22 protein-coding genes, 2 tRNA genes and 1 pseudogene are annotated in these 25,675 nt (G+C 66.9%); 6 read left to right on the top strand and 19 right to left on the bottom strand.

What is annotated here, in order from left to right:
• Positions 1-14 precede the first annotated feature (14 nt).
• The 3 genes from AB0F51_RS21275 to AB0F51_RS21265 form a co-directional block, all read right to left on the bottom strand.
• The gene (locus AB0F51_RS21275) at positions 15-1,247 is read right to left on the bottom strand and encodes an MFS transporter (protein ID WP_360282396.1); all 1,233 of its coding nucleotides are present in this window, start codon (positions 1,245-1,247) and stop codon (positions 15-17) included.
• Positions 1,244-1,954: a FadR/GntR family transcriptional regulator gene (locus tag AB0F51_RS21270; RefSeq protein ID WP_360282394.1), complete on the bottom strand. Its 711-nt coding sequence runs from the start codon at positions 1,952-1,954 to the stop codon at positions 1,244-1,246. The genes AB0F51_RS21275 and AB0F51_RS21270 overlap by 4 nt, the downstream gene beginning before the upstream one ends.
• A gap of 61 nt (positions 1,955-2,015) precedes the next feature.
• Complete coding sequence (locus AB0F51_RS21265) at positions 2,016-2,351, bottom strand: alpha/beta fold hydrolase (RefSeq protein ID WP_360282392.1); 336 nt, start codon at positions 2,349-2,351, stop codon at positions 2,016-2,018.
• 77 nt (positions 2,352-2,428) lie between these two features.
• Here AB0F51_RS21265 and AB0F51_RS21260 point away from each other — a divergent pair, with 77 nt between their 5' ends.
• On the top strand, positions 2,429-2,926 hold the full coding sequence (locus AB0F51_RS21260) for a pyridoxamine 5'-phosphate oxidase family protein (RefSeq protein WP_360282390.1): 498 nt from the start codon (positions 2,429-2,431) through the stop codon (positions 2,924-2,926).
• A 56-nt stretch (positions 2,927-2,982) separates the two neighbouring features.
• Here the strand turns inward: AB0F51_RS21260 and AB0F51_RS21255 are convergent, their stop codons facing one another.
• The 8 genes and pseudogenes from AB0F51_RS21255 to AB0F51_RS21220 form a co-directional block, all read right to left on the bottom strand.
• Positions 2,983-5,934 (bottom strand): glycoside hydrolase family 3 C-terminal domain-containing protein, encoded by a 2,952-nt coding sequence (locus AB0F51_RS21255; RefSeq protein WP_360282388.1) that lies wholly within the window; start codon positions 5,932-5,934, stop codon positions 2,983-2,985.
• 190 nt (positions 5,935-6,124) lie between these two features.
• Positions 6,125-6,259, bottom strand: coding sequence for a hypothetical protein (locus tag AB0F51_RS21250; RefSeq protein ID WP_360282386.1), 135 nt, complete (start codon positions 6,257-6,259; stop codon positions 6,125-6,127).
• Positions 6,260-6,571: 312 nt separating this feature from the next.
• Positions 6,572-7,969: an MFS transporter gene (locus AB0F51_RS21245; protein ID WP_360282384.1), complete on the bottom strand. Its 1,398-nt coding sequence runs from the start codon at positions 7,967-7,969 to the stop codon at positions 6,572-6,574.
• A pseudogene (locus AB0F51_RS21240) lies at positions 7,882-8,076 on the bottom strand (MFS transporter); the annotation flags it as partial. The pseudogene AB0F51_RS21240 and the gene AB0F51_RS21245, both read right to left, overlap by 88 nt.
• A gap of 453 nt (positions 8,077-8,529) precedes the next feature.
• Complete coding sequence (locus AB0F51_RS21235) at positions 8,530-8,913, bottom strand: hypothetical protein (RefSeq protein WP_360282382.1); 384 nt, start codon at positions 8,911-8,913, stop codon at positions 8,530-8,532.
• 750 nt (positions 8,914-9,663) lie between these two features.
• Positions 9,664-10,041 (bottom strand): PH domain-containing protein, encoded by a 378-nt coding sequence (locus AB0F51_RS21230; protein WP_360282380.1) that lies wholly within the window; start codon positions 10,039-10,041, stop codon positions 9,664-9,666.
• Between the two features lie 700 nt (positions 10,042-10,741).
• Positions 10,742-10,927, bottom strand: coding sequence for a hypothetical protein (locus AB0F51_RS21225; protein WP_360282378.1), 186 nt, complete (start codon positions 10,925-10,927; stop codon positions 10,742-10,744).
• 208 nt (positions 10,928-11,135) lie between these two features.
• Positions 11,136-11,212, bottom strand: a tRNA-Ile gene (locus AB0F51_RS21220).
• 233 nt (positions 11,213-11,445) lie between these two features.
• Between AB0F51_RS21220 and AB0F51_RS21215 the strand changes: the two genes are divergently transcribed.
• Positions 11,446-11,592, top strand: a complete 147-nt coding sequence (locus AB0F51_RS21215; RefSeq protein WP_360282376.1) for a hypothetical protein — start codon at positions 11,446-11,448, stop codon at positions 11,590-11,592.
• A 301-nt stretch (positions 11,593-11,893) separates the two neighbouring features.
• Here the strand turns inward: AB0F51_RS21215 and AB0F51_RS21210 are convergent.
• The 5 genes from AB0F51_RS21210 to AB0F51_RS21190 all read right to left on the bottom strand — a co-directional run bounded on the left by AB0F51_RS21210 (position 11,894) and on the right by AB0F51_RS21190 (position 16,898).
• Positions 11,894-11,966, bottom strand: a tRNA-Asn gene (locus tag AB0F51_RS21210).
• 94 nt (positions 11,967-12,060) lie between these two features.
• Positions 12,061-12,603 carry a hypothetical protein gene (locus tag AB0F51_RS21205; protein WP_360282374.1) on the bottom strand — a complete coding sequence of 181 codons (543 nt, stop codon included), beginning with the start codon at positions 12,601-12,603 and terminating at the stop codon, positions 12,061-12,063.
• Positions 12,604-12,632: 29 nt separating this feature from the next.
• Entirely contained in the window at positions 12,633-13,649 is a 1,017-nt protein-coding gene (locus AB0F51_RS21200) for a sigma-70 family RNA polymerase sigma factor (RefSeq protein WP_360282372.1), read from the bottom strand.
• Between the two features lie 84 nt (positions 13,650-13,733).
• The gene (gene dnaG, locus AB0F51_RS21195; protein ID WP_360282370.1) at positions 13,734-15,638 is read right to left on the bottom strand and encodes a DNA primase; all 1,905 of its coding nucleotides are present in this window, start codon (positions 15,636-15,638) and stop codon (positions 13,734-13,736) included.
• 15 nt (positions 15,639-15,653) lie between these two features.
• A complete protein-coding gene (locus AB0F51_RS21190) occupies positions 15,654-16,898 on the bottom strand; it encodes an FAD-dependent oxidoreductase (protein WP_360282368.1) in 1,245 nt (414 codons plus the stop codon).
• A 111-nt stretch (positions 16,899-17,009) separates the two neighbouring features.
• Between AB0F51_RS21190 and AB0F51_RS21185 the strand changes: the two genes are divergently transcribed.
• The gene (locus AB0F51_RS21185) at positions 17,010-17,714 is read left to right on the top strand and encodes a FadR/GntR family transcriptional regulator (protein ID WP_360282366.1); all 705 of its coding nucleotides are present in this window, start codon (positions 17,010-17,012) and stop codon (positions 17,712-17,714) included.
• Between the two features lie 51 nt (positions 17,715-17,765).
• Here the strand turns inward: AB0F51_RS21185 and AB0F51_RS21180 are convergent, their stop codons facing one another.
• The gene (locus tag AB0F51_RS21180; RefSeq protein ID WP_360282364.1) at positions 17,766-18,998 is read right to left on the bottom strand and encodes a deoxyguanosinetriphosphate triphosphohydrolase; all 1,233 of its coding nucleotides are present in this window, start codon (positions 18,996-18,998) and stop codon (positions 17,766-17,768) included.
• A gap of 155 nt (positions 18,999-19,153) precedes the next feature.
• Here AB0F51_RS21180 and AB0F51_RS21175 point away from each other — a divergent pair, with 155 nt between their 5' ends.
• Positions 19,154-21,604: a DUF6185 family protein gene (locus AB0F51_RS21175; RefSeq protein ID WP_360282362.1), complete on the top strand. Its 2,451-nt coding sequence runs from the start codon at positions 19,154-19,156 to the stop codon at positions 21,602-21,604.
• On the opposite strand, the gene AB0F51_RS21170 is transcribed toward AB0F51_RS21175, so the two are convergent.
• Positions 21,605-22,213 carry a dihydrofolate reductase family protein gene (locus tag AB0F51_RS21170; protein ID WP_360282360.1) on the bottom strand — a complete coding sequence of 203 codons (609 nt, stop codon included), beginning with the start codon at positions 22,211-22,213 and terminating at the stop codon, positions 21,605-21,607.
• Between the two features lie 85 nt (positions 22,214-22,298).
• Here AB0F51_RS21170 and AB0F51_RS21165 point away from each other — a divergent pair, with 85 nt between their 5' ends.
• Positions 22,299-22,868, top strand: a complete 570-nt coding sequence (locus AB0F51_RS21165; protein ID WP_360282358.1) for a winged helix-turn-helix domain-containing protein — start codon at positions 22,299-22,301, stop codon at positions 22,866-22,868.
• On the top strand, positions 22,865-24,142 hold the full coding sequence (locus AB0F51_RS21160) for an MFS transporter (protein ID WP_360282356.1): 1,278 nt from the start codon (positions 22,865-22,867) through the stop codon (positions 24,140-24,142). The genes AB0F51_RS21165 and AB0F51_RS21160 overlap by 4 nt, the downstream gene beginning before the upstream one ends.
• Here the strand turns inward: AB0F51_RS21160 and AB0F51_RS21155 are convergent.
• Positions 24,104-25,630 carry a UDP-N-acetylglucosamine 1-carboxyvinyltransferase gene (locus AB0F51_RS21155; protein ID WP_360282354.1) on the bottom strand — a complete coding sequence of 509 codons (1,527 nt, stop codon included), beginning with the start codon at positions 25,628-25,630 and terminating at the stop codon, positions 24,104-24,106. The genes AB0F51_RS21160 and AB0F51_RS21155 overlap by 39 nt on opposite strands.
• Between the last annotated feature and the right edge of the window lie 45 nt (positions 25,631-25,675).

The following is a 25,675-nucleotide window of genomic DNA, read 5'->3' as shown; positions in this document are numbered from 1 at the left end:
CCGAGGCTATCCAGCTATCCGGACGGTGTGCTTCCTGGTTGAGGGCTCGAATCGTCGACGAGCTGGACGTTGCGGCCGACACCGAGGCCTGCGGCTGCCATGGCGATGGACAGCGCCGTCAGGACGAGGAGTGGAGTGCTCCAGCTTCCGGTGTGGTCGTAGAGGACACCGAGAAGGAGCGGGCCGGCAGCGGCGACCAGGTAGCCGATCGATTGGGCCATGCCGGCTAGAGCTGCAGCCTGCGCTGGGCTTGCGGCGCGGCGGCTCTGGAAGGTCATCGCCAGCACGAGACAGGCGCCGCCGCCTAGACCGAGCAGTGCACAGGACAGGATCGCCAGTTGCGGCGCTGTGAGGAGTACTACGAAGCCTGCCGCCACGAGCAGGGATGCAGTCGCGGCCAGCCACCGCTGGTCGTCGTACCCGCGAGAGAGCAAGGGCACCACGCTGCTGGCGAGCAGGGCGATCACTTGGTACAGGAACAGCATCCAGCCGGCGTTGGACGCGGAGGTGCCTTCGTGGGCCAGGATGCTTGGCAGCCAGGCGATGACGGCGTAGAAGCAGAGCGACTGAAGGCCCATGTAGAAGGTGACCTGCCAGGCCAGCTTGGAACGCCACGGCATCTTGCTTCTGGGTGCGGTGGGCGCGGGACGGCTTGCGCTGCTGCGTAGGCGGGGTATCCAGATGAGTAGCGCGGGCACCGCCAGGACGACGCCCCAGGCGAGGGATGCGCGCCAACCGCCTGGCAGAACATCGGCTAGCGGGACTGAGATGCCGGAGGAGGTGGCGGCGACCAGGCCCATGATTGTCACGTAGAGGGCGCTGACTGTGCCGATGCGGTGGGTGGGTACGGACCGGCGTACTACGGCTGGCAGCAAGACGTTGCCGCACGCGATTGCGGCTGACAGCACGACTGTTCCTGCGAACAGGCAGGCTAGTGAGGGAAGGGATCGCAGCATGGTTCCTGCGGCCAGGACGGCTAGTGCCAGGACGAGTAGCCGGGAGTCACCGAGGCGGTGTGACATCCGGCCGACCAGCGGGGAGGTCGCGGCGAAGGTGAGGAGGGGAAGGGTGCTGAGCAGTCCTGCCGCGCCGGAGGTCAGGCCGGTGCCGTGCTCGATGGCGGGGAGGAGTACGCCGACGCCGGTGAGGGTGGCGCGCAGGTTCGCCGACACCAGCACGATGCCGACTATTAGTCCGGCAGATACGGCTCGGCTGTCGTGGGCTTTGGTGAGCTCGGGAGAACTCACGTGTCGAGCGCCTGGCGGGTGGTGTGTACTACCGAGGCGGCGAGATAGCGGGCGCCTGTCTCATCGCCGGCTTCCACGGCGTCGACCAGTTGCCGGTGAAGCTGAGCGTGGGCGGCTGCGACCTCTGCACTCCACGGCATCGCGCCCAACGCGGCGGTGAGCGCACTGCCGAGGTACCCGTAGACATCGGTCAGCAACTCGTTGCCTCCGGCACGGACCAGCGCTCGATGGAACTCGCCGTCCACCTGGGCGATCGCTTCCATGTCGCCAGTACGTCCTGCCTCGTCAGCACGGTCCAGGAGCCGACGCAGGTCGGCCAGATCCTCCGAAGTACGTCGTACTGCGGCCAGCCCCGCGGCGTACTCCTCGAGGATCGCCCGCAACTCCAGGACGTCCTCACTGGGCGAAACGTTCGCGCGCCGGACCAGCACGGACTCCAGCTCGTTGGAAGCGCGGACGTAGGTGCCGTCACCGGCTCGCGCTTCCAGCAACCCCAGATGTACGAGCGCCCGCAACGCCTCCCGCAACGTGTTCCGACTGACCTGCAACTCCTTCACCAGCGTGTTCTCCGGCGGAATCCGACTCCCCACCGGCCACCGCCCAGCCGCAATATGAGCCCGCAAACTACTCACCACCTGAGCCGACAACGACCCCACCCGCCGCGGCACCTCCAACCCCTCCACGCCAACCCTCCAAATGTAGGACATTTGCCAGCCTTCATGCTCCGCCGCTGCGCCACGGGTTGTCAACCTGAAGGTGCTGGTTCGGTCAGCTCGCGACGTGCGTGAGCCAGGCGCGGAGGTGGTCGGCGAGGGCGATCGGGGCGTCGTACTGGATCAAGTGGCCTGCGCCTTCGACTAGGTGCAGTGAGGCGCCGGGGATGAGGGCGGCCAGTTTGTGGGCCAGGGCGGTGGGGATCCACGCATCTTCGGTGCCCCACAGGATTTTCGACCAGGGCATCCAGGTCCGCGTCCCGGAGACCGCAACGACGCATACGCGACCTCGTTGACCAGCAGGGTGCGCAACGACACCGCGCCACCGAAGTCGTGCGCAACGACATGCGGCCGCTCCAACTCCAATGGCCGAGCAACGCCGTGAACGCATCAGCCTGAGCCCCGAAGTCAACGGCATGACCAGCCACAATCGATTTGCTCAAACCGCGGCGCACTAAGGTTTGGCCTGTGGATGATTCGGAGCTGGCGAGCTGGCTGGAGCGACTGCAAGAGGAGTCTTTCCGTCAAGGCGGGAGGGCGGTACGTACGTCGTACCCGCCGGAGCGGCGGATGACCGGAGCACAATTGGCCGGGTATCTGCAGCGCCGCTCCTACGCGCTCGCGTCCTCTACACGACCCGACGGCCGTGCCCATGCCGCGCCGACACTGTTTACGATCCACGCGGAAGCCTTCTGGCTCCCTACGATCGGTGGAGCGGTCCGGCTCCGCAACGTCGAGGCCAACCCGTGGCTCGCGCTGTCCGTACTCGAGGGCGAGCACGACACCCACGCCGCAGTACTCACCGAAGGCCCGGCCGAGGTCCTGACGACAGTGCCGGAAGACGTCGTGCGTGCCACCGAGGAACGCAACACCGGCGGCACCCTCGACTGGGCAACCGCCTGGCTACGCATGACCCCACAACGCCTCTTCAGCTTCGCCGAACACGCCTGGCAAGAAACCAAGTAGCAACGGCGGCCGTTCCCGGGTCGGGCGGAGGGGTTGACCCGACCCGGGAAGGTGACCTACTTGATGGTCAGGTCGCGGACGTTCGTGCCCGCGCCGGTGAAGACCAGGTAGACGTCGCGGACTCCGCGAGCCACCTGCGGGTTGAGCTGGGCCGTCGTCGTGGCCCAGGTGTAGCGGTTGCCGGTGCTGGGAGCGGTGAGCGTTCCTGCGAGCGGTCCGGTCGGGCTGCCGAGGCGGACTTCCACCTTCGCGGTATCAGCCGAAGCTCGCGAAACGGCGGCCTCGAGCTGCGTGGCGCCACGGCCTAGCTGGACATCCTCAAAGGAGATCCAGTCGCCGGCCGCCGTCTTGCCGACCGCATCGCCGCGCACCTTGGACGCATCGACGAGCTCGATGCCCGAGTAGTCGTCGAAGTCCGTGGCCGCCGTGCGCTTGCTCAGGTCGCGGGCCGGGATCTGCTCACCACGGACCGCCACCGTCGTACGGGCCCTGATGTCGCCGGACGAGCTGCCCACCTGGATGTCTTGGAGCGCCGACTCGACTACCCATTTGTTCCTGGTGACGTCCCAGAACGCCAGGTCGCTCGCCTTCACGTCGAAGGAGACGGTACGACGTTGTCCGGGTGCGAACGCCAGCCGCTGGAACCCACGGAGCGTCTTGACCGGCTGGGCCACTCGCGAGGTGCGCTGCGAGGTGTAGAGCTGGACGACCTCCTCGCTGGCGGTCCGGCTGGTGTTGGTGACGTCGACGCTGACCTTGAGCCGTCCGTTCGCCGCGACGACGGGCGAGTTGACCCGCAGTCCGGAGTACCGGAAGGAACCGTAGGTCAGGCCGTGGCCGAACGGGTAGAGCGGAGTGCCCTGGTGGTACTGATACGTCCAGCCGGCCTTGATCACATCGAAGTCGAGCGGATCCGGCAGTTCCTTGTCCGTGCGGTACCAGGTCTGCGGGAGCCGGCCCGACGGCGAGTAGTCACCGAACAGGACATCAGCGAGAGCCCGGCCGGTCTCCTGACCCGCATGCGAAGTCCACAGAACCCCCTTCGCCTGACCCCAGTCGCCGGTCAGCGGGTAGCTGCTCTCCAGCACGACGATGGTCTTGGGGTTGGCGGCGGTGACGGCCTTCACGATCGCCTGCTGGCCGGCCGCAAGAGCGGTGCTCTGACGGTCGTCGTCCTCGCGCCCATTGACGAACGGAGTACTGCCGACGACCACGATCGCGGTGTCCGCCTTCTTCGCTGCTGCCACCGCCGCGGCCGTCCCGCTGACGAGAACCTCCTTGGTGAACTGAGCCGCCGCGTCCTGCGTGGCCGCGCCGATCTCCAGCTTCCCGTCGGCGCCCAGGGTGATGTACTGGTTGGGGCCGTTCCACGGCTCCTTGACCTCGTTGCCGCGGTACCGGAGTACGTAGTTGCCGTTGGCAAGCTGCTCGAAGCCGAACTTCTGCTGCACGAACCAGCCGTTGGGCTGGGCCTGGTCGTTGACCAGTCCGCCGCCGCCTCGCCCGACGAGCTTGCCGTTGGAGGCCGCGCGCAACGTGAGGAATCCGCCGCCCCAGTCGAAGACGTCGAGTGACTGAGCCACGCCCGCCGTCGCCGCATCGGCGACCAGGGCACCACCGGTGGCACCGGCCGGCGCGGTCACGTACTTGCCGGTGGCAACGGCCTTGAGCGCGATCCGGTCGACGCCTTCGGTCGCGGTGACCGCGCTCCCGGTGCCGAGCCGCTCGGCGATACCGGCCTTCGGGGTGATCCGGTACGGCATCGTGCCCGAGTACCAGTCTTCATAGATGGCGTCAGCCAACTGGCCGATCACCGCAACGTTCTTGGTCTTGGCCGAGTTCAGCGGCAGGGCCTGGTTCTTGTTCTCGAGCAGCACGACCTGCTTGCGGGCAGTCTCGCGGGCGAGCTCACGATGGGCCGGGCTGTCGATGCTGTCCGGGCCGATCTTCTCGTACGGGTTCCGCCCGGCCGGGTCGAACTCGCCCAGCCGGAAGCGGATCGACAGCAGATGCCCGACCGCCTCGTCGATGTCCGTCTCGGCCAGCAGGCCCTTCGTCAGCGCTTCCTTCACCGCGGCGACGGTCGGCCCGCCGTTCTTGTCGTTCTCGGTGAAGCTGTCCAGCCCCGCATTGATCGCCGCGGCCGCGGCCTCGGCCGGCGTCGCGTAGTACTGCTGAGAACCGCTGACGTTGCCGGCACCCGAGGCGTCGCCAACGATCATGAGTTCCTCGGTGGACCAGGAGCGCACCGCCTCGTTGAGCTCAGGCGACACGTGGGTCGGCCTGCCGTTCAGGAGGTTGTACGACGCCATGACGCCAGTGGCAGCCTTCGCGGTGAGCGCCGGCTGGAACGCCTTGTACTCGTACTCGTGCAACACCCGCGGCCGCACACTCGCCGACACGCGACTACGGTCGGCCTCGACGTTGTAGGCAGCGAAGTGCTTCAGCGTCGGAGCTGTCTTGAGGTAGCGCGGGTCGTCGCCTTGAAGCCCATGCCCGTACGCCGTGGCGATCTCGCTCGTGAGCAAGGGATCCTCGGCGTACCCCTCCTCGTTGCGTCCCCATCGCGGGTCACGCAACTGGTTGACCACCGGGGCCCACATGTTCAGCCCGTTCTTCGCCGGGTCGAGCTTGTAATAAGCCCGCGCCTCGTCTCCCACGGCCGAACCGACCCGCTTGATCAGGTTGGGGTCCCAGGTGCTGCCGAGGCCGACGGCCTGCGGGAAGACAGTCGCCTCACCGAGCCACGCGACACCGTGCAGCGCCTCGGTACCAGTCTTGAAAGAGGCGATGCCCAGTCGCGGGATGGCGGGCTGGTACTGGTGCAGCAGCGAGATCTTTTCGTCCAGCGTCAGCCGGCTGGTCAGGTCGTTCACCCGGGTCTTCAGTGGCAGATCAGGGTTCCGGAACTCCGGAAGGGCATCAGCCCGGGCAGGCTGCCCCACGAGAACTGCGGGCACGAGCAGGAGTGCCACCAGAGCACTCCCGACTCGACGGCGATAGGTCATGGCGGTTCCCCTCGGCGATGAATCGAAGCGCTTCGACTATCGAGGCAAGAACCCCACTCGTCAAGACCCAGCGGACTTTGAAACTGCTTGCCGACAGGAACCGATCTCCTGGCGCTGAGCAACCGCGGCCAGGCTTTCCACCCCGTGGACGGCAACAGGCGCCTCGGTCTGACCGAGGCGCCGGCCGCCCTCAGTCGCGCGCGTTGAAGCCGCCCCAGCGCACGCCGTACGGCCAAGGACAACTCACGTGGGACGCCCCGTTGGTGATGTTCACCCAGTTCCCGTACGCCGTAGTCCACCAGCCGAGCCACTCACAACCAGCCACCGCACGAACGCTGCCTGACCCCCGATCACACCAAGCAGACACCGTGCCAAGACTGCTGATCCCGTAGTGACAACTCGCCGGGTACGCCGCGGCGGGCTGAGCCCCCACCGCAACTCCCCCCAGCAGTCCAACCCCCGCCAGCACCCCGGCCGCCACCCGCCGCGTCCCTCTGCCCATCGCACACCCCTCCATCCAGTACGACGACCACCGCCGCCCCACCCTCAGCGTGCAGCCGGTTCGATCCGTCGTACCGGCGTTTTGCGGAGGCGGCGCGTCGACGCACAACCCGTTGCGCCACCCATGCCGCGCGTGCTAGCGGCTGCCCAGATCAGCTCGGGCGTCTCTGGTCTCGTCGTCGTGCGGCTTCTTTCCGGCAGCAGGCAAGGTCACCAGCAGCACAACTGCTCCGAGGAGTGCGATGGCGGTAATCCAGCCGGCGCCGACGTGCATCGCGTGGATGAACGCATCATCAGCGGCCTGAGCAAGAGTGGGCCGGCCGATGGCGGCGGCGACGTGGCGGGCCTGCTCGGCGGAGACTCGCGCCTGCTCCTGCACCGGACCAGGTGCACCCGCCAGCAAAGGTTCGACCGCACGTCGGTACGCGATCGACAGGATCGTGCCGCCTACCGCGATTCCGATCACGCTGCCGGTCTGCCGCACGGTGTTGGTGACGGCCGATCCCGCACCGGCCTGCTCCAACGGCAGGTCGCTGATCAATGCGGCCGTGACCGGTCCGATCACCATGCCGACCGAGAGCCCCTGGATCAGCAACAGAACCTCGATCCAGACGAGCGGAGTCTGCAGGCCGAGAAGCCCGTACCAACCCATGGCCAACGCAGCCACGGCGAGCGCCGGCACGGCGACCGGACGCAGTGACAAGCGACGCACCAGGCGCGAACCTATCGGCGCCCCCGCGAGCGCACCGACTGCGGTCGGGATATTGGCTACCCCCGCCTTCATCGGCGAGAACCCGAGCGCGCCTTGCAGGTAGAACGCGTTGTAGAAGGTGACGGCAGCCACCGCAAAGAACAACAAACCGAGCGCAGCATTGCCACCACCGAATGCGCGTCGCGCAAGCAGCCGCGGATCAAAGCTGGGCATCTTGACTCGCAGCTCGGCAAGCACGAAAACGGCGAGCAGGACCAGCCCGGCAACAATCGGCGCCCAGACATCAGCGCGACTCCACGCAGCCACCTGCCCCGCCCGGATCAACCCGTAGGCCAACGCCACCAGCCCACCGATCGACAGCAACATCCCAGCGGGATCCAGTGGCCGCGGCGCAGGACTGCGGAAATTCGGAACCAGCACACCAAGCCCGACCAACGCCAAGGCAGCAACCGGCACATTGATCAGAAAAACCGACCCCCACCAGAAATGATCAAGCAGAAACCCCGCCAACACCGGCCCGGCCGCCATTCCAACCCCAGCCGACGTCGAGAAAACCCCGACCGCGGCAGCCCGCGCAGGCCCGGTAAAGGTCCACATCAAAATAGCCAACATCGCAGGCGTGATCAGCGCACTACCCACCCCCATCACAGCCCGAGCCGCAATGAGCTCCCCCGCACCACCCACGCACGCCGCCCACAAGGACGCCCACCAAAAACCACCAACCCAGCAGCAAACACAGTCCGATGCCCAACCCGATCCCCCACCGCCCCCGCACTGAACATCAACGTAGCGAAAGCCAACGTATACGCCCCAGTAGCCCACTGCAGCTCCCCAGGCCCAGCCCCCAACCCACGACCCGGATCAGCAAGCGTCGCCAACGCCGCACTCAAAACAGTGTTATCCACCCAAATCAACACCGAACACAACATAAGAACGAAAAGAACCAACCGCCGCCGACCCTTCGACAACGCCCCAATCACACTCATTGAACACCTTCGACTCGATCAGCGAAAACCTGACCGACCAGACCATATAGGCAAACCCCACACCCCTGTCAAACCTCACCAAACCATTGCGGCGAAGCAACATATATGCCCTCAAGCCGCACTTGCGAACCGAACAATTTCATGCCCCGGAGGATTTGCGAATTGCCAACTCCATGACTACCGAAGATTTTGCAACCAAGCGAATTCCATGCCCTCCACCGCACAGGCGCACCGCGCCCTGCACCCCGCCTCGGGCCGCCGTCCCAGACAAGACCGGCCAGGCGCGCAAACCGTCAGAAGCTCGGCTCCCGCGGCGGCGGGCCGTGGTACTTCGACCCAGCCGACTACCGCGAGCGCCACGCGGTCGAGCGCGGGGATTGGCTGTGACCAGGGCCTTCAAGACTCATAAGGACCGCCCCGGAAGTACATACTCCTGCGCGCTCGAGGGCGGTCACCACGCCCGTGCGCGGCATCGGAGCGGTCGGCAGGTGACATCCGTTCGGCCAGCGCCCGCAGCGTCTCCAGACCGGCCAGCACCTCAGCGCGATTGTCCGACACCTTCATCCACGCCGGCAGCCGAGCAAGCATCGACATTGTCGACTGCACGCCGCCACGCTCTCGCAATCGCGCCCCGACGTAGGCGGACAGCTCGTCGACGTGCTCCTCGTTGTAGGCCCACAAGATGTGACCGGCGCAACGGGTCTGCAGCCACAGAGGCCGCTGGAAGAACGGATCCTCACTACCACCCAGCACCGCGCCGATCAGCCCAGCCCCTTGCACCTCAGGTCTCCAGTCGGCGACGGCACCGCACCCTCCACAAGCCAAACGACGCGGCTGGAACAGAGTTCGCTGAAGTATCTGGGATCAGAGAGGCCAGGCCGAGGGATCACGAGAGCACAGCCCCCGCATCGTGGACAGACCGCCAGCATCCGACCCGCGAACCGAGCCAACCAGACCCCTGAGTCATAGTGACGAGCGAGATCAGCGCGCGGCCCGGAATCCATGACAGACACCATCGCAGGTCCGCTATACGAGCAGCTACAGGATTCTCGAAAAGCCCCTCGCAGCGTTCGTGACCGGGTCAATCCCCGCGTAGACACGCACTCGGACAGCCCCCGACGGCAGCGACTCGTCGTTGCTGGATTGGCGCTTCTTGCCGTAGGCCCGCTCGCGCCACGAATGCAGAAACCCCCGAGCGGAGGAAGTGGCCTCTGACCTGAGGCTCGGGATGGAGCCGCCTATCGGAATCAAACCGACGACCTTCTCATTACGAGGAAGACCTACACCGTCTCATCCGCTCTCCAGTGGCTCATCTGGCAACGCGGCATACCGCATCGCGCACGAGATTCCTCATGAGCATCCGCAGTTTCATGCCACGGACGATGCCACGCTGACAGCCGCAAGCTCATCCGTCGATCAAGGCCGATTCCACCTGGTGTGGTCGGGCGGCCTGGCCAGGGGCAGGCCGCAGGTCTGCGATTCAGGGCCCGCGGGCTCTATTAGGCGCCCAACGAGCCGATCCGATGAGTCTTATCGGCCGGATAGCTGGAGCATGTTCCACAGGATCACGTTGTGGGCGTGCACGGCCTTCTCTTCACCCCGGAACATTACCTCGTAGGTTTTGCCGCCGGTATCAATAGCGACCGTGCTCGAGGAGGCGAACTTGCCGAAGACGTTCTTGTCAGACACGTAGGATACCGACTTGATGCGGCTATACGGGATGCTAGTCACGGCGGCTTGCTTGCCTAGGAATGAGTTGTCCTGGATGACGACCCGGGTATTGGTCAGACCGATGAATCCGGTGCTGCCACCGATCGCGTCGTACACCGCGATAACCGTCTCTCCCTGCAGGAGTCCTGCGGCTATCTTGTCAAGCTGTTCCCGCTTGTCGAAGACGACATTCGTCATGACCATCAGTCCCTCGCCGTCGATGTGTTGTCGGTCTCGGGCCCTTCAGATGCAGTCTAGACACCCCGCGTGGCGGCGACAGTCGAACAGGTTGGGCTGGCGCGACCTCGACGACTGACCGATCCGGATCTAGTCCGAGGTGCTCCCAGCGGCGGGCCCATAGCTCGCTGCGCTTGGTGCCGAGGTTGGCCTTGCTCCAGACGAACTCATCCCAGTCCTGATCGCGGCTGTAGGCATAGTTGATCAGCTCGGCCGCCTCAGCCGCAGTCGGCGGCCGGGGGTCCGGGTGAGGAGGCGAAGGCCGGTCCGCACTATCGAGCGGGTTGACGGAGATCCACTTCCAGGTGGTTCCTCTGTCAATGGCTCCGCTCAGGATCGAGTAGATCTCTCGGATCGTAGAGTTCCCAAGTCCTCTACAACGTGCAGTTTGCACGCGCGCTGGCAATGGCGACACCCGCCAGGATTCGGAGGAGAGCACGGCTCGCGCTTGTGCTCGTCCAGCGGTGACCGGCTTTCGTGGTCCGTTGATCGATGAGCTTCCTCTGTCCGCGGCAGTGGATTCGGCAGGTCCGCAGGACCCCGCCGAAGGAGTCGACGGTTTAGACGTCAAGCTTGGCGAGCGGCAGCGTCCCGAGGAGCGGCGCGATGTGGTTCTCGTCCTTTGACCGGTAGCCCCGCATCGTCTGCACATCCACATCGATCACTTCGAAGTACCGCTCAACGAGCTGCGAGACAGTCGCCGCGTCTTCGGGTTGCGCCTCTCGTCGACCTCATTGAGCAGGCGAGTCCGCGCCCGCTCAGCCTCCCGAGCCTGCTTCGGGCAGGGCGGGATGATCTCCTCCAGATCGATGCGCCGCTTCGTGACCGGGTCCAGGCCGGCGTACACGCGGACACGGAGCGATCCCGACGGAAGCTGCTCGATACTCCCCCGCTGCCGCTTCAGTGGCTTGGCTGCGGTCGGTAGAAGGCGGCGTGAGCGTGGGCACCCGCGCGACGGAGGAGCGGTAGTTGAGAAAGGGTGGGTGGGAGCGGGCGGAGCTGGGAGCGACGTAGGAGCGACGGGCGGAGGCCGCGTGGGCGTCGCACGAAGGTGCTGGTGGGGCGGGTGGGACTCGAACCCACGACCCAGGGATTATGAGTCCCTTGCTCTAACCGGCTGAGCTACCGCCCCGAGCGCGCCGGCTGGGTGTGCCGGTGTGCTCCGAGATGGTATCGGGTTGTGGGGTGGGGGCGCTCTGGGGATTGCCGTGGGTGGGGAAGAAACGTGGGGTTCATCGGGTGGGCTGGGCTGTTGTTGGAGCGCTGGCAGGTGGGTGGAACCAGGGGTGGGTCAGGGGGATGACTGAGGGGGTTTGCATCCGGGATGGGGGATGATGGGGGCCAGGTCCGATGAAGGGAAGTTCTATGGGCTGGTTCATTTTTCTGGTGCTGATCGTGGGTGCCTTGGCGGCTTACAAGTTCCGGGTGCCGTTGATCGCGAAGCTGACCGGGCAACCGCAGCACCGGATTCAGCGGGCGATTGACAAGCGGAAAGAGGACAAGCGGCGGTGAGATTGGCTGCGCGTGCAGAAGGTCTGTCCGCACGCTGAAGGTGGCCGCCTCCCGCTGACGTGGCTGCCGCGGTTGAAGGGGTTGCACCCCCGCTGAAGGTGGCTGCCCTGAAGGTTGCAGCTCCACTGAGGGTCGCTGCGCGTTGAAGGTGCTGCGCGCGCTGAGAGGCGAGCGCGGGCTGGAGGCGGGGGTGGCTAGCGCTCAGATGGCAAGTGCGGTGAGTGGTGTGATCGGCCGCACGCTGCTGGGGGCTGAAAAGGCGAGAAGGCCGGTTCCGGGTGGAATCGGCCTTCTGTTGTTGCTCCCGCGACTGGACTCGAACCAGTAACCTGCCGGTTAACAGCCGGCTGCTCTGCCAATTGAGCTACGCGGGATCGAAGTACTTCTCTGTCCCCGATCCCCGAGGACCTGAGTAGGTTAGCAGGCCCCGGACCAACTGCAAAAACGGGATTTGGGATCGCTTCCAGGTCAGATGCCGAACTCGTCGCGGACCGCTGCCAGGGCGGCTTCGGCGCGGTCGACGAGGCCGGGTTCGGTGGGCTCCAATCCCTTGTCCAGAACGAAGTTCCAGCTCACCGGGGCGTCTGGGTCGGACGGGTTGCGGCGGCCGACGACGCGGACGCCCTTCTTGCCGGACAGGGGGACGTGACGCTGGACGAGGACGCTGGCGTCGATGCGTTCGCGCAGTAGCTGGCCGAAGCGGCCCGGGTCGTCGACCTTGAGTTCGGTGGCGCGCAGCGGCGTACCGAAGGCTGTGGTCTCGTAGACGCGCAGGATCGACTCCTCGGAGTCCCAGCCGGCTCGTTCGATCTTCTCCCAGCCGACCCGGCGGACCGCACCCTCGGTTGCCGTCGGGAGGTAGAGCGCCGCACGGCTGCCCGCCACCCAGTTGCCGTCGAGCAGCTGGACCGCGGCCAGGATCTGCTCCTTGCCGCCCGGGGAGTGGCGGGAGGCGATGGCGACCGCTTCGGTGAGTTCGCGCGGCCACGACGTACGGCGAAGTTTCAGCACACGGCCATGATCTCAGCCCGCTCCAACCGTCAGGCCGCATAGTCCCGCAATTTGATCGCGCAGCGGCGCCGGAGCTCGCGGAGAGCCTCGTCCTCGAGGGTGCGCACCTGGTCTGGATCTAGGCCGAGTACGGCGGCTGCCTCGTCGACCGAGGCGGCGGCGGGGCCGATCAGGCCGAAGCGGAGTTTGAGCACGGCTCGCTGTAGGTCCTCGAGGAACTCCAATTGGTAGTGGAGGTCTCGTCGGAGAGCGGCGCGCAGGACGATCTCGTCGTCGTCGATGTATTGGTCGGTCTCCTCCAGGTCGAGGGCCTCTGGGCGGATCTTCCAGGCGCGGGCGCGCTCGACTCGGGCGACGGTGAGGCAGGCGGCTGCGGCGACCTCGGCGGTGGTTGGCTCGCGGCCTAGGCGTTGGGTGAGGTCGCGTTGTACGGCGGCTACCCGGCCGGCGTCGGTGTAGGCCTGGGCGGGCATCCGGACGAGGCGGGAGCGGTCGGAGATGGCGCGGCCGATCGCCTGGCGGATCCACCAGATCGCGTACGTCGAGAAGCGGTGGCCGAGCTGGTGGTCGAAGCGCTCGACGGCTCGCATCAAGCCGAGGTTGCCCTCTTGGATGAGGTCGAGGAGCGAAATCCCCTTGCCGGTGTGGCGCTTGGCGAGGGAGACGACCAGGCGGAGGTTGCCTTCGATCATCCGGCGGCGGGCCTGCTCCCCCAGCACGACGATGGCTTCCAGGTCGGCGATGAGCTCTGCCAGCTCGTCGTCGGCGGGTGGAAGGGCTGTGGTCGGTGGAGGGGGTGGTGGTTGTGGGGTTGGGTCAACGGGTTGAGGGCTAGACAGGCTCGACGCTCTACCGCCCGGGGTGGCGGGCGCTGGGGCCGGTGGGGATGTGAGGGTGGTTAGGCGGTCGGCGGCTAGGAGGCCGGCTTCTATCCAGGTGGCTTGGGTGGTTACCTCCTCGGTGGTGAGGAGTTCGTGGCGGCCGATGTCGCGGAGGTAGGCGATCAGGGCGTGGACGTCGGCCGGGTCGCAGTCCAGGTCTGGCATGGCAGTCTCCCTTCGTTACTAGGGATGATGCCGCGATCACGGTTGGTGACCGGCCGGTAATGCGAGGGCTGTGGACAAACAGCCTCAGATTGCGCCGCTGATCGCCTGTTCGCGCAGTTCGGCCCGGTAGCGTTCCAGCGCGATCAGTTCGCCGAACATCCGGTTGTAGTCGTCGGCCCGGTCGATCGGGTTGGTCCGCTGCAGCTTCGATTTCAGGTCGGCGATCCGGCGCAGGCAGGTGAGTTCCTGGAGCCGGGCCAGGTGCGCTCGCGCGTAGATCTCGTCGGGCTCGCGATCCAGCCGCACCGGATCGACGGCCAGTGCGCTCACCACGGCCGCGGCCGGGTCGATCCCCATCGCCTCGCGTACGGCGACCACCCACGCCTCGCCCGGCGCGGCATTCGCCGGTCCGCCCGTCTTCTCCATCGCGCCGCGCACGGCCGCGAGCCACGGATGCGTGAAGTCCTGATCGTCCAGCTCGTCGAACGCCACACCCATCAGGTGCGGATACTGCATCGCGATCTTCAGCACGTCCCACTCGATCACGAACCGCTGATCCCGCGGCGATGGCAGGTCGACCCGGGGCGGCGGAGCAGGAGCCTCGCTCGTCGTCTGCACCGGACCACGATCAGGAGCCGCAGGTGCCTGAGCAGGACGAGAAGCGGCCCGATGTACTTCGGTCCGCACCTGGTCCACCTCCATCCCCAGATGCCCGGCGAGCTCGCGCGTGAACGCGTCCACCTTCGACCGGTCCCGGATGCTCACCACCAGCCGGGCCGCGTCGCGCAGCGCGTCGATCCGGGTGTCCGCCCGGTCGAGGTCGTACTTCGACAACACGTTGGACAGCACGAACCGGTACAGCGGAACCCGCCGCCCGATCAGTTCGCGCACCGCCGCATCGCCCTTCTGCAACCGCAGATCGCACGGGTCGAGCCCGTCCGGCTCCACCGCCACATACGTCTGCGACGCAAAGGCCTGGTCGCCCTCGAAAGCCTTCAACGCAGCCCGCTGACCAGCACTGTCACCGTCGAAGGTGAAGATCACCTCACCGCGGAACTGATCGTGATCCAGCAGCAGTTGCCGCAACACCCGCGCATGGTCGTCACCGAACGACGTGCCACAAGTAGCGACAGCAGTCTGTACTCCGGCCAGATGGCAGGCCATCACGTCGGTATACCCCTCGACGACGACAGCCTGCTTGCCCTTGGCGATCTCGCGCCGAGCCAGATCCACGCCGTACAGGACCTTCGACTTCTTGTAGATCGCGGTCTCGCCGGTGTTGAGGTACTTCGCCTCGATCTTGTCGTCGTCGAAGAGCCGTCGCGCGCCAAAACCGATCACATCACCGCCGGCATCGCGGATCGGCCACATCAGCCGGCCACGGAAGCGGTCGTACAGTCCACGCTGGCCGTCGGAGCACAGTCCGGCAGCGAGCAGTTCGGTGTTGGTGAAGCCGCGACCGCGCAGATGCGCCACCAGCGCCTCGCCACCGCGCGGAGCGAAGCCGACGCCGAAGTGTGCCGCCGCGTCGCGATCGAAGCCGCGCTTGTCGAGGAACTGCCGCCCGAGCATCGCCTCCGGCGCTCCGAAGAGCTGCTCGGCGTAGAACTCCGCCGCGACCTTGTGGGCCTCGACGAGCCGCGGTCGCTGGTTGCTCTGGGAACGCTGGATCGGCGCGCCGGACTCGTCGTACCGAAGCTGGATGCCGACCTTGGCGGCGAGTGTCTCGACGGCTTCGTGGAAGCTGATCTGATCGATCTTCTGGATGAAGTCGATGACGTCGCCGCCCTCTTGGCAGCCGAAGCAGTAGAAGAAGCCGCGCGCCGGGGTGACGTTGAACGACGGCGACTTCTCGTCATGGAACGGGCACAGTCCCTTGAGCGAGCCGCCGCCGGCGTTCTTCAGCGTCACGTACGAGCCGACCACTTCGTCGATCCGAGCACGCTCGCGCACGAGCGCGATGTCCTCTTCCTTGATCCTGCCGGCCACGCGGTGAGTCTACGGCTAGATTTCCGAGAGCTCGACCGCTGTGTCCGCGAGACGTTCCGGGTCGACCGGCTTCTTCGAGCGGATCAGCTGCTTGACCGGGTCGATGACGTCCCAGCCGCTGTTCACCTGCATGCCGGCGAGCACGTGGTTGTCCTCGGCCAGCCAGAACGCCATGTACGCACCGGAGGCCGGATCGCCCCGCAGAACGATCTGGTACGACGTACCGCGCGGGACGTCGCCCACGTACTCCATGGTGAGGTCGTACTGGTCGCTGAAGAAGTACGGCAGAGCGTCCTGCGCCACGTCCTGGCCGAGCATCGCCTTGGCGGCGGCCTTGCCGCTGTCCATCGCGTTCTGCCAGTGCTCGACGCGGATCGAGTGGCCGAGCACCGGGTGGTCCCAGCGCACCACGTCGCCGGCGGCGTACACGCCCGGTACGGAGGTCTGCAGGTCCGGGCCGGTGAGGATGCCCGAACCCTGGTCGCGACCGGCCACCTCGATCCCGGCTGCCTCGGCGAGCTCGGTGTTGGGCTGTACGCCGACGCCCACGACCACCAGGTCCGCAGGCAGCACCTCGCCGCCGGTGAGCCGGACACCGGTGACCTTGTCGTCGCCCTCCAGAGCCTCGACGCCGGTGTTGAACCGCAGGTCAACGCCGTGGCTGCGGTGCAGCTCGGCGTACAGGTTGCCGATCTGCTCACCCAGGACGGAGGCGAGCGCGGTCGACTGCGGCTCGACGATGGTGACCTCGCAGCCACGCTGGCGCGCGGCCGAGGCTGACTCGAGACCGATCCACCCGGCGCCGACCACGACCACTCGGGGCTTGGCAGCGTACGCGTCAGTCAGAGCCTTCGACTCCGCCGCAGTACGGAGGTAGTGCACCCCGGCAAGATCAGCACCCGGTACGTCGAGCTTGCGCACCCGGCTGCCGGTGGCGATGAGCAGCTTGTCGTACTCGACCTCGGTGCCGTCGGCCACCGTGACCTTGCGCCCGGCGGTGTCGATCGCGGTGGCCTCGGTGCCCAGACGCAGCTCGATGTTCCGCTCGTCGTACCAAGCCTGGTCGTGCAGCTGGGCGACACCGGGCTCGTCCTTGCCGGTCAGGACGCTCTTGGACAGCGGCGGGCGCTCGTAGGGCAGCTCCGGCTCGGCGCCGATCAGCACGATCTGCCCGGTCCAGCCCTCCCTGCGCAGGAAGTCCGCGGCCCTGGCGCCGGCCAGGCTCGCTCCGATGATGACAATGCGTTCGGCCTCAGTCATGCACCGACATTAATACTTGAAGCACCGCGAGGGCAGCGTCCGCGTGGCAGGGGACGAGTCGCGCGGGACATAGGATGACCAGGCCGGAACTGGCGGGTGACTGGAGGCGGGATGCGGGTGCGGGCGGGGGCGGCTCTGGAGGAGCGGATCATCGAGCTGATCCACGAGCGCGGGCTGGCACCCGGCGAGGCGATGCCGACCGAGCCGCAGCTGATGGAGGTCCTCGGCGCGAGCCGTAACAGCGTGCGCGAGGCGATCCGGGCGCTGCAGGCGTTGGGGATCGTGGACATCCGGCACGGGTACGGGACCTTCGTAGGGCAGGCGTCGCTGACCGGGCTGACCACGTCGCTGGCCTTTCGGGTGCGATCGAGCGCCGGCCACGGGATCCGCGCGATCCACGATCTGGTCGAGGTCCGGGAGTTGCTGGAGACCGGGCTGATCGGCGAGGTGGCGAGGGCGCGCACGAGCGAAGCGATGTTGTCGGCGCTGGACGCGCTGGTGACGGCGATGGCGCACGATCCCGGCGCGGACCGGGCCTTCCACGCGCTGCTGTACGAGAACTGCGGCAACGAGTTGGTGCTGCAGCTGATCGGGCTGTTCTGGGACACGTACCACGAGGTCGAGCACCTGCTCGGCGAGCCGGCCGACCGGACCGGCGACCTGATCACCAACCACCGCCGCATCGTCGACGCGCTCCGGACTCACGACGCCGACGCGGCCCGCGACGCGATGCGCCTGCATTTCCGGGACGTCCGCGACCGGATCACCCGGGCGGAAGCCGCCGCTGCCACCGACGAGGCACCCGAAGCATCCTGACCGGCTGCGGGCCCGCGCCAGCGGCTTCGTGAAGATCCCACCTCCGGAACCTCAGGAGGTGAGCCTCGTGTGCCAGCTCAACGCCGAGGGATCCGTCAGCGACGCGACCTGATCGATGATGACCCGCAGCCGGGCGTCATCATCGGCCGCCTCCTGAAAGTCGGCGGCAAAAGCGGCGTCCAGATTTCTGGGCGCCGTAGCCCACAGAGCCTCGACCAGCTCCGTCAGGAGTTCGCGCTGAACAGCGCGACGGGCCTGGCGTTCAGGTGAGTTCAGGACATGGAACATGCCGATGCCCTTCAAAAGGGCGATCTCGACGCGGATACCATCCGGCACCACCAGCTCCGCCTCGTACCGAACCAGTCGCGACCGCCCGAAGCGCGCATGGGTCGCCTGCTCCGCGGCCGTGACCAGCCGGCCGATGAGCTGACTGGTCAGGTCCTTCAGCCCACCCAGCGCCCGGCGACTGTCGTCGAAGCGCGCACTCGGCCAGTACGGCAGCCGGGTCAGCCGCTCCCAGCTCTCGTCCAGCTCGCTGTCTGTTGCCGTCGGCAAGTAGATGCGCCGGATCGTCTCCCAGTACGGCGCCCGGTCGGCGCTCACCTGCTCGAGATCGAGGTGATGCGCCACGATCCCGTCCTCCACGTCGTGCACGGAGTACGCGACGTCGTCGGCGAAGTCCATCACCTGCGCCTCGAGACAGCGCCGGTCTCCCGCCTCGACACCCTGACGCAACCACTCAAAGACCGCGGCATCATCGTCGTACACGCCGAACTTCCGCTCCCCCGGCCGTTTCAGCCACGGGTACTTCGTCGCCGCGTCGAGCGTCGCGCGACTCAGGTTCAGCCCGACGCTTCGCCCGGCCGAGTCGAAGGTCTTGGACTCCAGCCTGGTCAGCAGCCGCAGCGTCTGCGCGTTCCCCTCGAACCCGCCGATCTTCTCCGCGAGCTGGTCCAGCGCCCGCTCACCGTTGTGCCCGTACGGCGGATGGCCCAGGTCATGGGCAAGGCAGGCCGCGTCGACGATGTCCGGATCGCAGCCGAGCGTGCTGGCCAGCTCGCGGCCGATCTGCGCGACCTCCAGACTGTGCGTCAACCGATTGCGGACGAAGTCGTCGCTCCCGGCAGTCGCCACCTGCGTCTTGGCAGCCAGCCGTCGAAGCGCGGCACTGTGCAGCACGCGCGCACGATCCCGCGCGAACGCAGTCCGCCCGGGCCGCTTGACCGGCTCAGGAACCCACCGCTCCGCATCATGCTCGTCATACCACTCATGCTGCTTCCTCATCACCCCTCACACTAGCGATCGCCACCGACAGTTTCGCCTCCCAAGCCGTTACTCGGCGTAACAACGCCAAGCTGACACCGATACAGCAGGTAAGGGGAACGGGAACACCGGGGGGAACAGATGGCCGGGTTGGCCGACGCGCAGGTCGTGCGCTCGTGAAGAAGCGCATTGTCGCCACGTGTGCCGTGGTGGCAGGGCTACTCCTCGGCTTCGTGGTCGGGCATACCACCGACGACGACGAGATCTCCGGACCGAGGCAGCCGGCCGCCGAATGCCCGCAAGATGGATCCGTCACCGAACTGACCACGCAGCTCGCGGTGAGCGAGGGGCCAGGCCAACAGGCACAGGTCCGCGCCTCTGCCGAAGCCGAGCTCTCTGAGGCCGGCGAATCATGGAGTCCGGATCAGCTGCCGCTGTGTATCTTCGCCAACGGCCGTACTCAGGACTACCCCAGCAAGCGCGGCTACGAATTCCTGGGGCCGCCGCAGCTCCCGGTCGAGCGCTACGAACGGGACCTCGCGAAGTCGAAGGTCCACGTGACCTACGGCCAGACCGAGGTCGGCCTTCAACGACCGCTCGAGGAGACCACCCTGGACGACGGGGCATTCTCCGTTCGATTCATCTCGCCCGCGGTGATCGCCTACCGGCAGGACAAGGCGCTGCATCTCGACATCGCTCCATGCAGATCGACAGCAGGACGCCTTGCCTGCAAGGCGAAAAGCGCCAAGACGCCTGGCACCGACGGGACAGAGCGGCCAGTGGCCGTTGAGATCGTGGTCGCGGATCAGGTTCGGGACAAGAAGTCGATCATTCGCAGCGACCCACAGCCGAGCTCGATGCGATCGGACCCGGCCGCCCACACGACGACGTACACGTGGCGATTGGCCGACGCCACCACCACCGTTTCTGTCGACATCCCGTTGGCGTGGAGGTTGGGGTCCACAGCGCAGGGGTTCACCTCTGGCGACCAGGGCGACGTATCCATCGGCAACGTCACTTTCCGCATCGACTGGCTGCCGGTGACCGAGGCTGTGTCGGCGCTGCTCGCGCTGGTGGCGGCCGCCGGGATCCTGAGGTGGGCGGGAAAGACCTCGATCGGGATCCGGCTGGCTCTGGCCATGACTGCCCTGCTGGCCGGCCTGACGATCCAAGTCTTCCCCGTCACGAGGTGGGAGACCTTCTTCGATGCGGGAACCTGGGCCGCGGCAGCCATCTTCGGCGCCACCAAGTGGCGAGGACCATTGATCAGTGCAGCCGTGTCCGGTCTCGGGATCGCCGCGGCCGGCGCGTTCGGAGACCTGGAATCTGTCGCCACCCTCGGCCTCCTGGTCGCGGTGATCGCCGGTCTGCTGGCCATTGCGACGAGGCTGCTGGCGCTCCCTGAGATGTTGTCGATCGGGGCGCTGGCCCACACTTCCCCGTGGTTCCGGAACCGGACAAGATCCCTGCGGGGCTTGCTCGTGAGAGCGGCTCTGTTCGTCTTGATCGCCAGCGCTGCGGCAGTCATCGGTGATGCGATCGGCCGCAACGTCGACGACGACGCGGGCTACCTGCTGAACGCGGTCGTCATGACGTCGGGCAACAACATCGGTTGGGTCATCCTGTCGGCGTCCTCGATCCTGATCCTCTGTGCGTGCTTTGCCCACTTCAGCGCCGCATCACCAGCACAACTGCTGACCACCTCAGCGCAAGCGGTCACACTGGGCCTCCTGGTCGCGACCGTGGCTCCGCCCTCGACCTCACGGCTGGCCGGCTTCACCCTTCCACTCTGGATCCTGACCTGGATGACGGTGACGCTGCTCGTGCACGCCGGCCCGCCCAAGGATCTCGTCCAGGACGAGTTGCCCTCGCATGGTCGCTTCGCCCGCGCGATCGAGGCGGAGAAGTCGCGCGGTCACGTTCTCGCACTGGAAGCCCAGCTGACCGCCGGTACTGCGAACCTCACCGAGCTGGAGACGAGCAACGCGGCCCATAGAGCAGCCTTCCCCGACGACCTGGCCGCGGACCTGTTCCGGAGAGGGCCAGGGAGCGGCTGGCTTCCGAACGCCAGGACAGCAGCCTGGCTCGGTACTGCGCTGTCGCTGGTGCCGGTCGGCTACTACGTGTTCGGAGTACTGGGGACGCTGCCGGGGAGGTTGCCCTACAACGGGCTCTTCTACCTCGCCATGGACGTACTCGCCGAGTTCGCGCGTTGGATCGCGTTGGCCTTCGCGTTCGGTGCGCTCTACCGGCGGCTGCCCGGCCGGATCGGCGCCACCAAAGGCGCAGCACTCGGGATCGCCTGGATGGCGGCCGCGGGTCTCGCGAACCTGATCACGCAGTGGACGCAAGCATCGTCGCCAGGGCTGTGGCTCTACTTGTCCTTCCAGACGATCGTCTTCTTGATCGCTCTCGGCGCCGTCTATGACCTGACCACTATCGAGCGCGCTGGTGGGAGCTGGAGACGGCTGACCGATCTGTACCGGATCCACACGATCCGCCAGCGGGTCGCGTACCTCGCCCCGTTGGTACTGGCCCTGATCGGTCTGGCCGATCAGATCCGCACCGGCGCACCCGGTGAGCTGGCCGAGCAACTGTTGACCGGCCTCGGCTCGCTCGCCGGTTGATCAGCTCACGCAGTAGCGGAGCCAGGTGAGGTTGGGGTGGAAGGATTCGGCGTTGGCGAGGGAGAGGTTGAGGGGGGTGGTGAAGAAGTCGTGCCAGTAGGGGGCGTGGCCGACGATGATGGGGTGAATCAGGAGGGCCAGCTCGTCGATCAGTTCTTGGTCGAGGAGGGTTCCGATCAGGGTGCCGCCGCTGTCCACGCGGACGACCTTCGCGCCTTGCCGGCCTAGGAGTTCCAGCGACTCGGCCAGGTCGACGCGGTCGTAGCCGGTGACGAGTTCCTTGGTTGTGCTGTCGGGGGCGCGGGCCGGGGTCTGGTCGGAGTACAGGGCGAGGACGTCGGACCAGTAGCCGAGCTCGCGGAGTGCGTCGAGGTTGTGGACGCGGTGCCGGCCGTCGACGACGGCGAGCAGCGGTCCACCGGGACGTGGTCCGGGTTTGGGGGCCGTCCGGACGGCGCTCTCCTGAGCCAGGATCGTGTCGGCGCCGACCAGGGTGACGTCCTCCTGCCAGAGCGTTGCCATCGCGTAGAAGCGTGCTTGGTCCGCCTCGAACCCGGTCGTCGCGCCGTCGATCGAGACTGCCAGCTGAGCCACCACATGAGGCCTCATGGCTTCGAAGCTAGTGGGCCGCACCGACAGAAAAACTTACAGAGGAGTGTTTGCAGAGGGTCCTCTGCATGTTAGGTTGGCCGGCATGGACAAACCACGGCGCAGGATCGACGCGCGGAGCCTTCGCGGGCTGGCGCACCCGCTGCGGATGGCGATCCTCGAAGCGCTCGAACTCGATGGGCCACTCACGTCGACCGGATTGTCGGCGCGGCTGGGCGAGAGCACGGGCACGATCAGCTGGCATCTGCGGCTGCTCGCCGAGCACGGGTACATCGAGGAGGAGCAGGAGCGCGGCACGAAGCGCGAGCGGTGGTGGCGGGTGCCCTCGGTCCGGACGGTGCTCGACCCCGCCGAATTCCGCGACGACCCGGAGACGAGCGGGGCACTGAAGGTCTATCTGGCGGATCTGGTCGAGCGGTACTACGACCGGGTACGCCGGTACGTCGCCGAGAACTGGTCCGGCGAATGGCAACACGCCGCCTCACTGTCCGACTGGCGCGACCTGAAGCTGACCCCCGAGCAACTGGTAGCCCTGAACGAAGAGCTAGGCGAAGTCATCGAGCGCTACACCACAGCAGCCATCGGCGACACCGCGGACGAGAGAGCTCTGCCCGTCATCGTGCAACTGCAGTCGTTCCCCCGGCAGCCGAAGTGAGTGCGGCGCGGAGCCTGTTGATCCGGCATCGGGACTTTCGGGCGCTGTGGGTCGGCGAGGTAGTCAGCCGGTTTGGCACGGCCGTCTCGAGTGTGGCGCTTCCGTTGATCGCGGTTACGGTGCTGCAGGCAACGACTTTTCAGGTCGGGCTGCTGAGTGCCGCCGCCTGGCTCCCCTGGCTGCTGATCGGTTTGCCGGTCGGCGCCTGGGTCGACCGCTGGCGTCGCCGGCCGATCATGCAACTCGCCTCCGCCGGCTCGCTGATCCTCTTCGCGAGCATCCCACTCGCCGCGCACACCGGTCTGCTGACGATCGAATTGCTGCTGGCCATCGCAGTACTGACCGGTGCAGCCGCAGTCTTCTTCCAGACCGCCTACACCGCCTACCTCCCGAACCTGCTCCAACCAGAGGACCAAGCCGAAGGCAACGCCAAGCTCCACGGCAGTGCCTCGGCCGCGCAGATCGCCGGGGTCGGCTGTGGCGGCCTGCTCGTCCAGCTCACCGGCGCCGTCGACGCGACCCTCGTCGACGCCGCGACCTTCCTGGTCGCCCTGCTCTGCATCACAGCGATCCGCCACCGCGAGCCTCGCCAGCAACGACCCGGAACCGCACTGGCCGCCGAGGTCATCTCCGGCCTCAAGCTGGTCACCAGCGACGTCTGGCTCCGCACGCTGACGATCTTCGGCGGCGTCTCCAACATCGCCCTGATGGGCTACCAGTCGATCGTCGTCGTCTTCCTGGTCCGCGAGCTCGGCGTCTCCCCCGCCCTGGTCGGCGCCTTGATCGCCATCGCCAGCAGCGGCGGCGTGGTCGGCGCCTTCCTGGGCCGCCGGGTAGCCGATGCAGTCGGTACTGCGCGCGCAACCCTGCTCTTCGAGCTCGCACTCCCGACGCTCGCGCTGCTGATCCCGTTGACCACCGACGGCCCAGGACTCGCCCTCTACACGGTCGGCGCGTTCTGCATCGGCGTCGGCGTGGTCGGCGGCAACACGATCAAAGCCACCTTCCAGCAGTCCTACTGCCCACCCGACCTCCGCGGCCGCCTGGCAGCCAGTTCGGCGTTCCTCAACTACGGCACGATCCCACTCGGGGCCCTGCTCGGCGGCACGCTGGGCGAAGTACTGGGACTCCGTACTGCGCTGTGGATCACCACGGCCGGCGTACCGCTGGCAGGTCTCGTGCTGCTGTTCTCCCCGATCAGGCGGCACCGGGATCTCCCGAGCCACCCGAAGGGATCAGATGTCGCGGAACGTCTCGATCTGGGCGCCCAGTGAGTTGAGCCGGGCCGCCAACTCCTCGTAACCCCGGTTGATGACGTAGACCGAACGCAGTACGGAGGTGCCCTTGGCCGCCATCATCGCGATCAGCGTGACGACCGCCGGGCGCAGGGCCGGCGGGCACATGATCTCGGCGCCGGAGAAGTGCGTCGGGCCCTCGACCATCACCCGGTGCGGGTCGAGCAGCTTGACCCGGCCGCCGAGCTTGTTCAGGTCGGTCAGGTAGATCGCGCGGTTCTCGTAGACCCAGTCGTGGATCAGCGTCTGCCCGGTCGCCGTCGCCGCGATCACCGCGAAGAACGGCAGGTTGTCGATGTTCAGGCCCGGGAACGGCATCGGGTGGATCTTGTCGATCGGCGCGTGCAGCGTGGACGGCCGGGTGGTCAGGTCGACCAGCCGGGTCCGGCCGTTCTCGGCCAGGTACTCGTCGCTGCGGCTGTAGTCGAGGCCCATCTCCTCCAGCAGCGCCAGCTCGATCTCGAGGAACTCGATCGGCGCCCGCCGGATGGTGATCTCCGAGCTCGTCACGATCGCCGCGGTGAGCAGGCTCATCGCCTCGATCGGGTCCTCGGACGGCGCGTAGTCGACGTCCACGTCGATCTCGGCCCGGCCGTGCACGGTCAGCGTGGTCGAGCCGACCCCGTCGATCCGGACGCCGAGCAGCTCCAGGTAGAAGCAGAGGTCCTGCACCATGTAGTTGGACGAGGCGTTGCGGATCACCGTGATGCCGTCGTACCGGGCGGCGGCCATGATCGCGTTTTCGGTCACCGTGTCGCCGCGCTCGGTCAGCACGATCGGCTTGGCCGGCGTGACGGCCCGGTTCACCATCGCGTGGTACTCGCCGCCGGTCGCCTTGATGTCCAGGCCGAACGGGCGCAGCGCCGACATGTGCGGCTCGACCGTCCGGGTGCCGAGGTCGCAGCCACCGGCGTACGGGAGCTGGAAGGTGTCCTCGCGGTGCAGCAGCGGGCCGAGGAACATGATGATGCTGCGGGTCCGGCGGGCCGCCTCGGCGTCCATCGAGGCCAGGTCGAGATGGGCCGGCGGCACGATCTCCAGGTCGCCGGCGTCGTTCAGCCAGGTGGTCTTCACGCCGATCGAGTTCAGTACTTCGAGCAGCCGGTTGACCTCTTCGATCCGGGCCACCTTGCGCAGCGTGGTCCGGCCCTTGTTCAGCAAACTGGCGCACAGCAGCGCGACGCCGGCGTTCTTGCTGGACTTCACATCGATGGATCCGGACAGCTGGCGTCCACCCACCACTCGAAGGTGGACCGGGCCGCCGCCGAGAGAGACAATTTCGGAGTCGAGTGCTTCGCCGATCCGGGCGAGCATCTCGAGAGTGAGGTTCTGATGGCCCTTTTCGATCCGGTTCACCGCACTTTGACTGGTGCCCAGCACGTCGGCGAGCTGGGTCTGCGTCCAGCCGCGGTGCTTGCGGGCGTCCCGGATGAGATTGCCGATCCGGCTCAGGTAGTCGTCAGTCATGCGCCGGACCTTATCTCACATGTGAGATACCGCTTCACCGACCCG

Origin of the sequence: Kribbella sp. NPDC023855, assembly GCF_040639475.1 — a bacterium.
Lineage (GTDB): Bacteria > Actinomycetota > Actinomycetes > Propionibacteriales > Kribbellaceae > Kribbella.
Note: the sequence above shows the minus strand (reverse complement) of the source record. Positions and strands in the feature narration are given on the sequence as shown.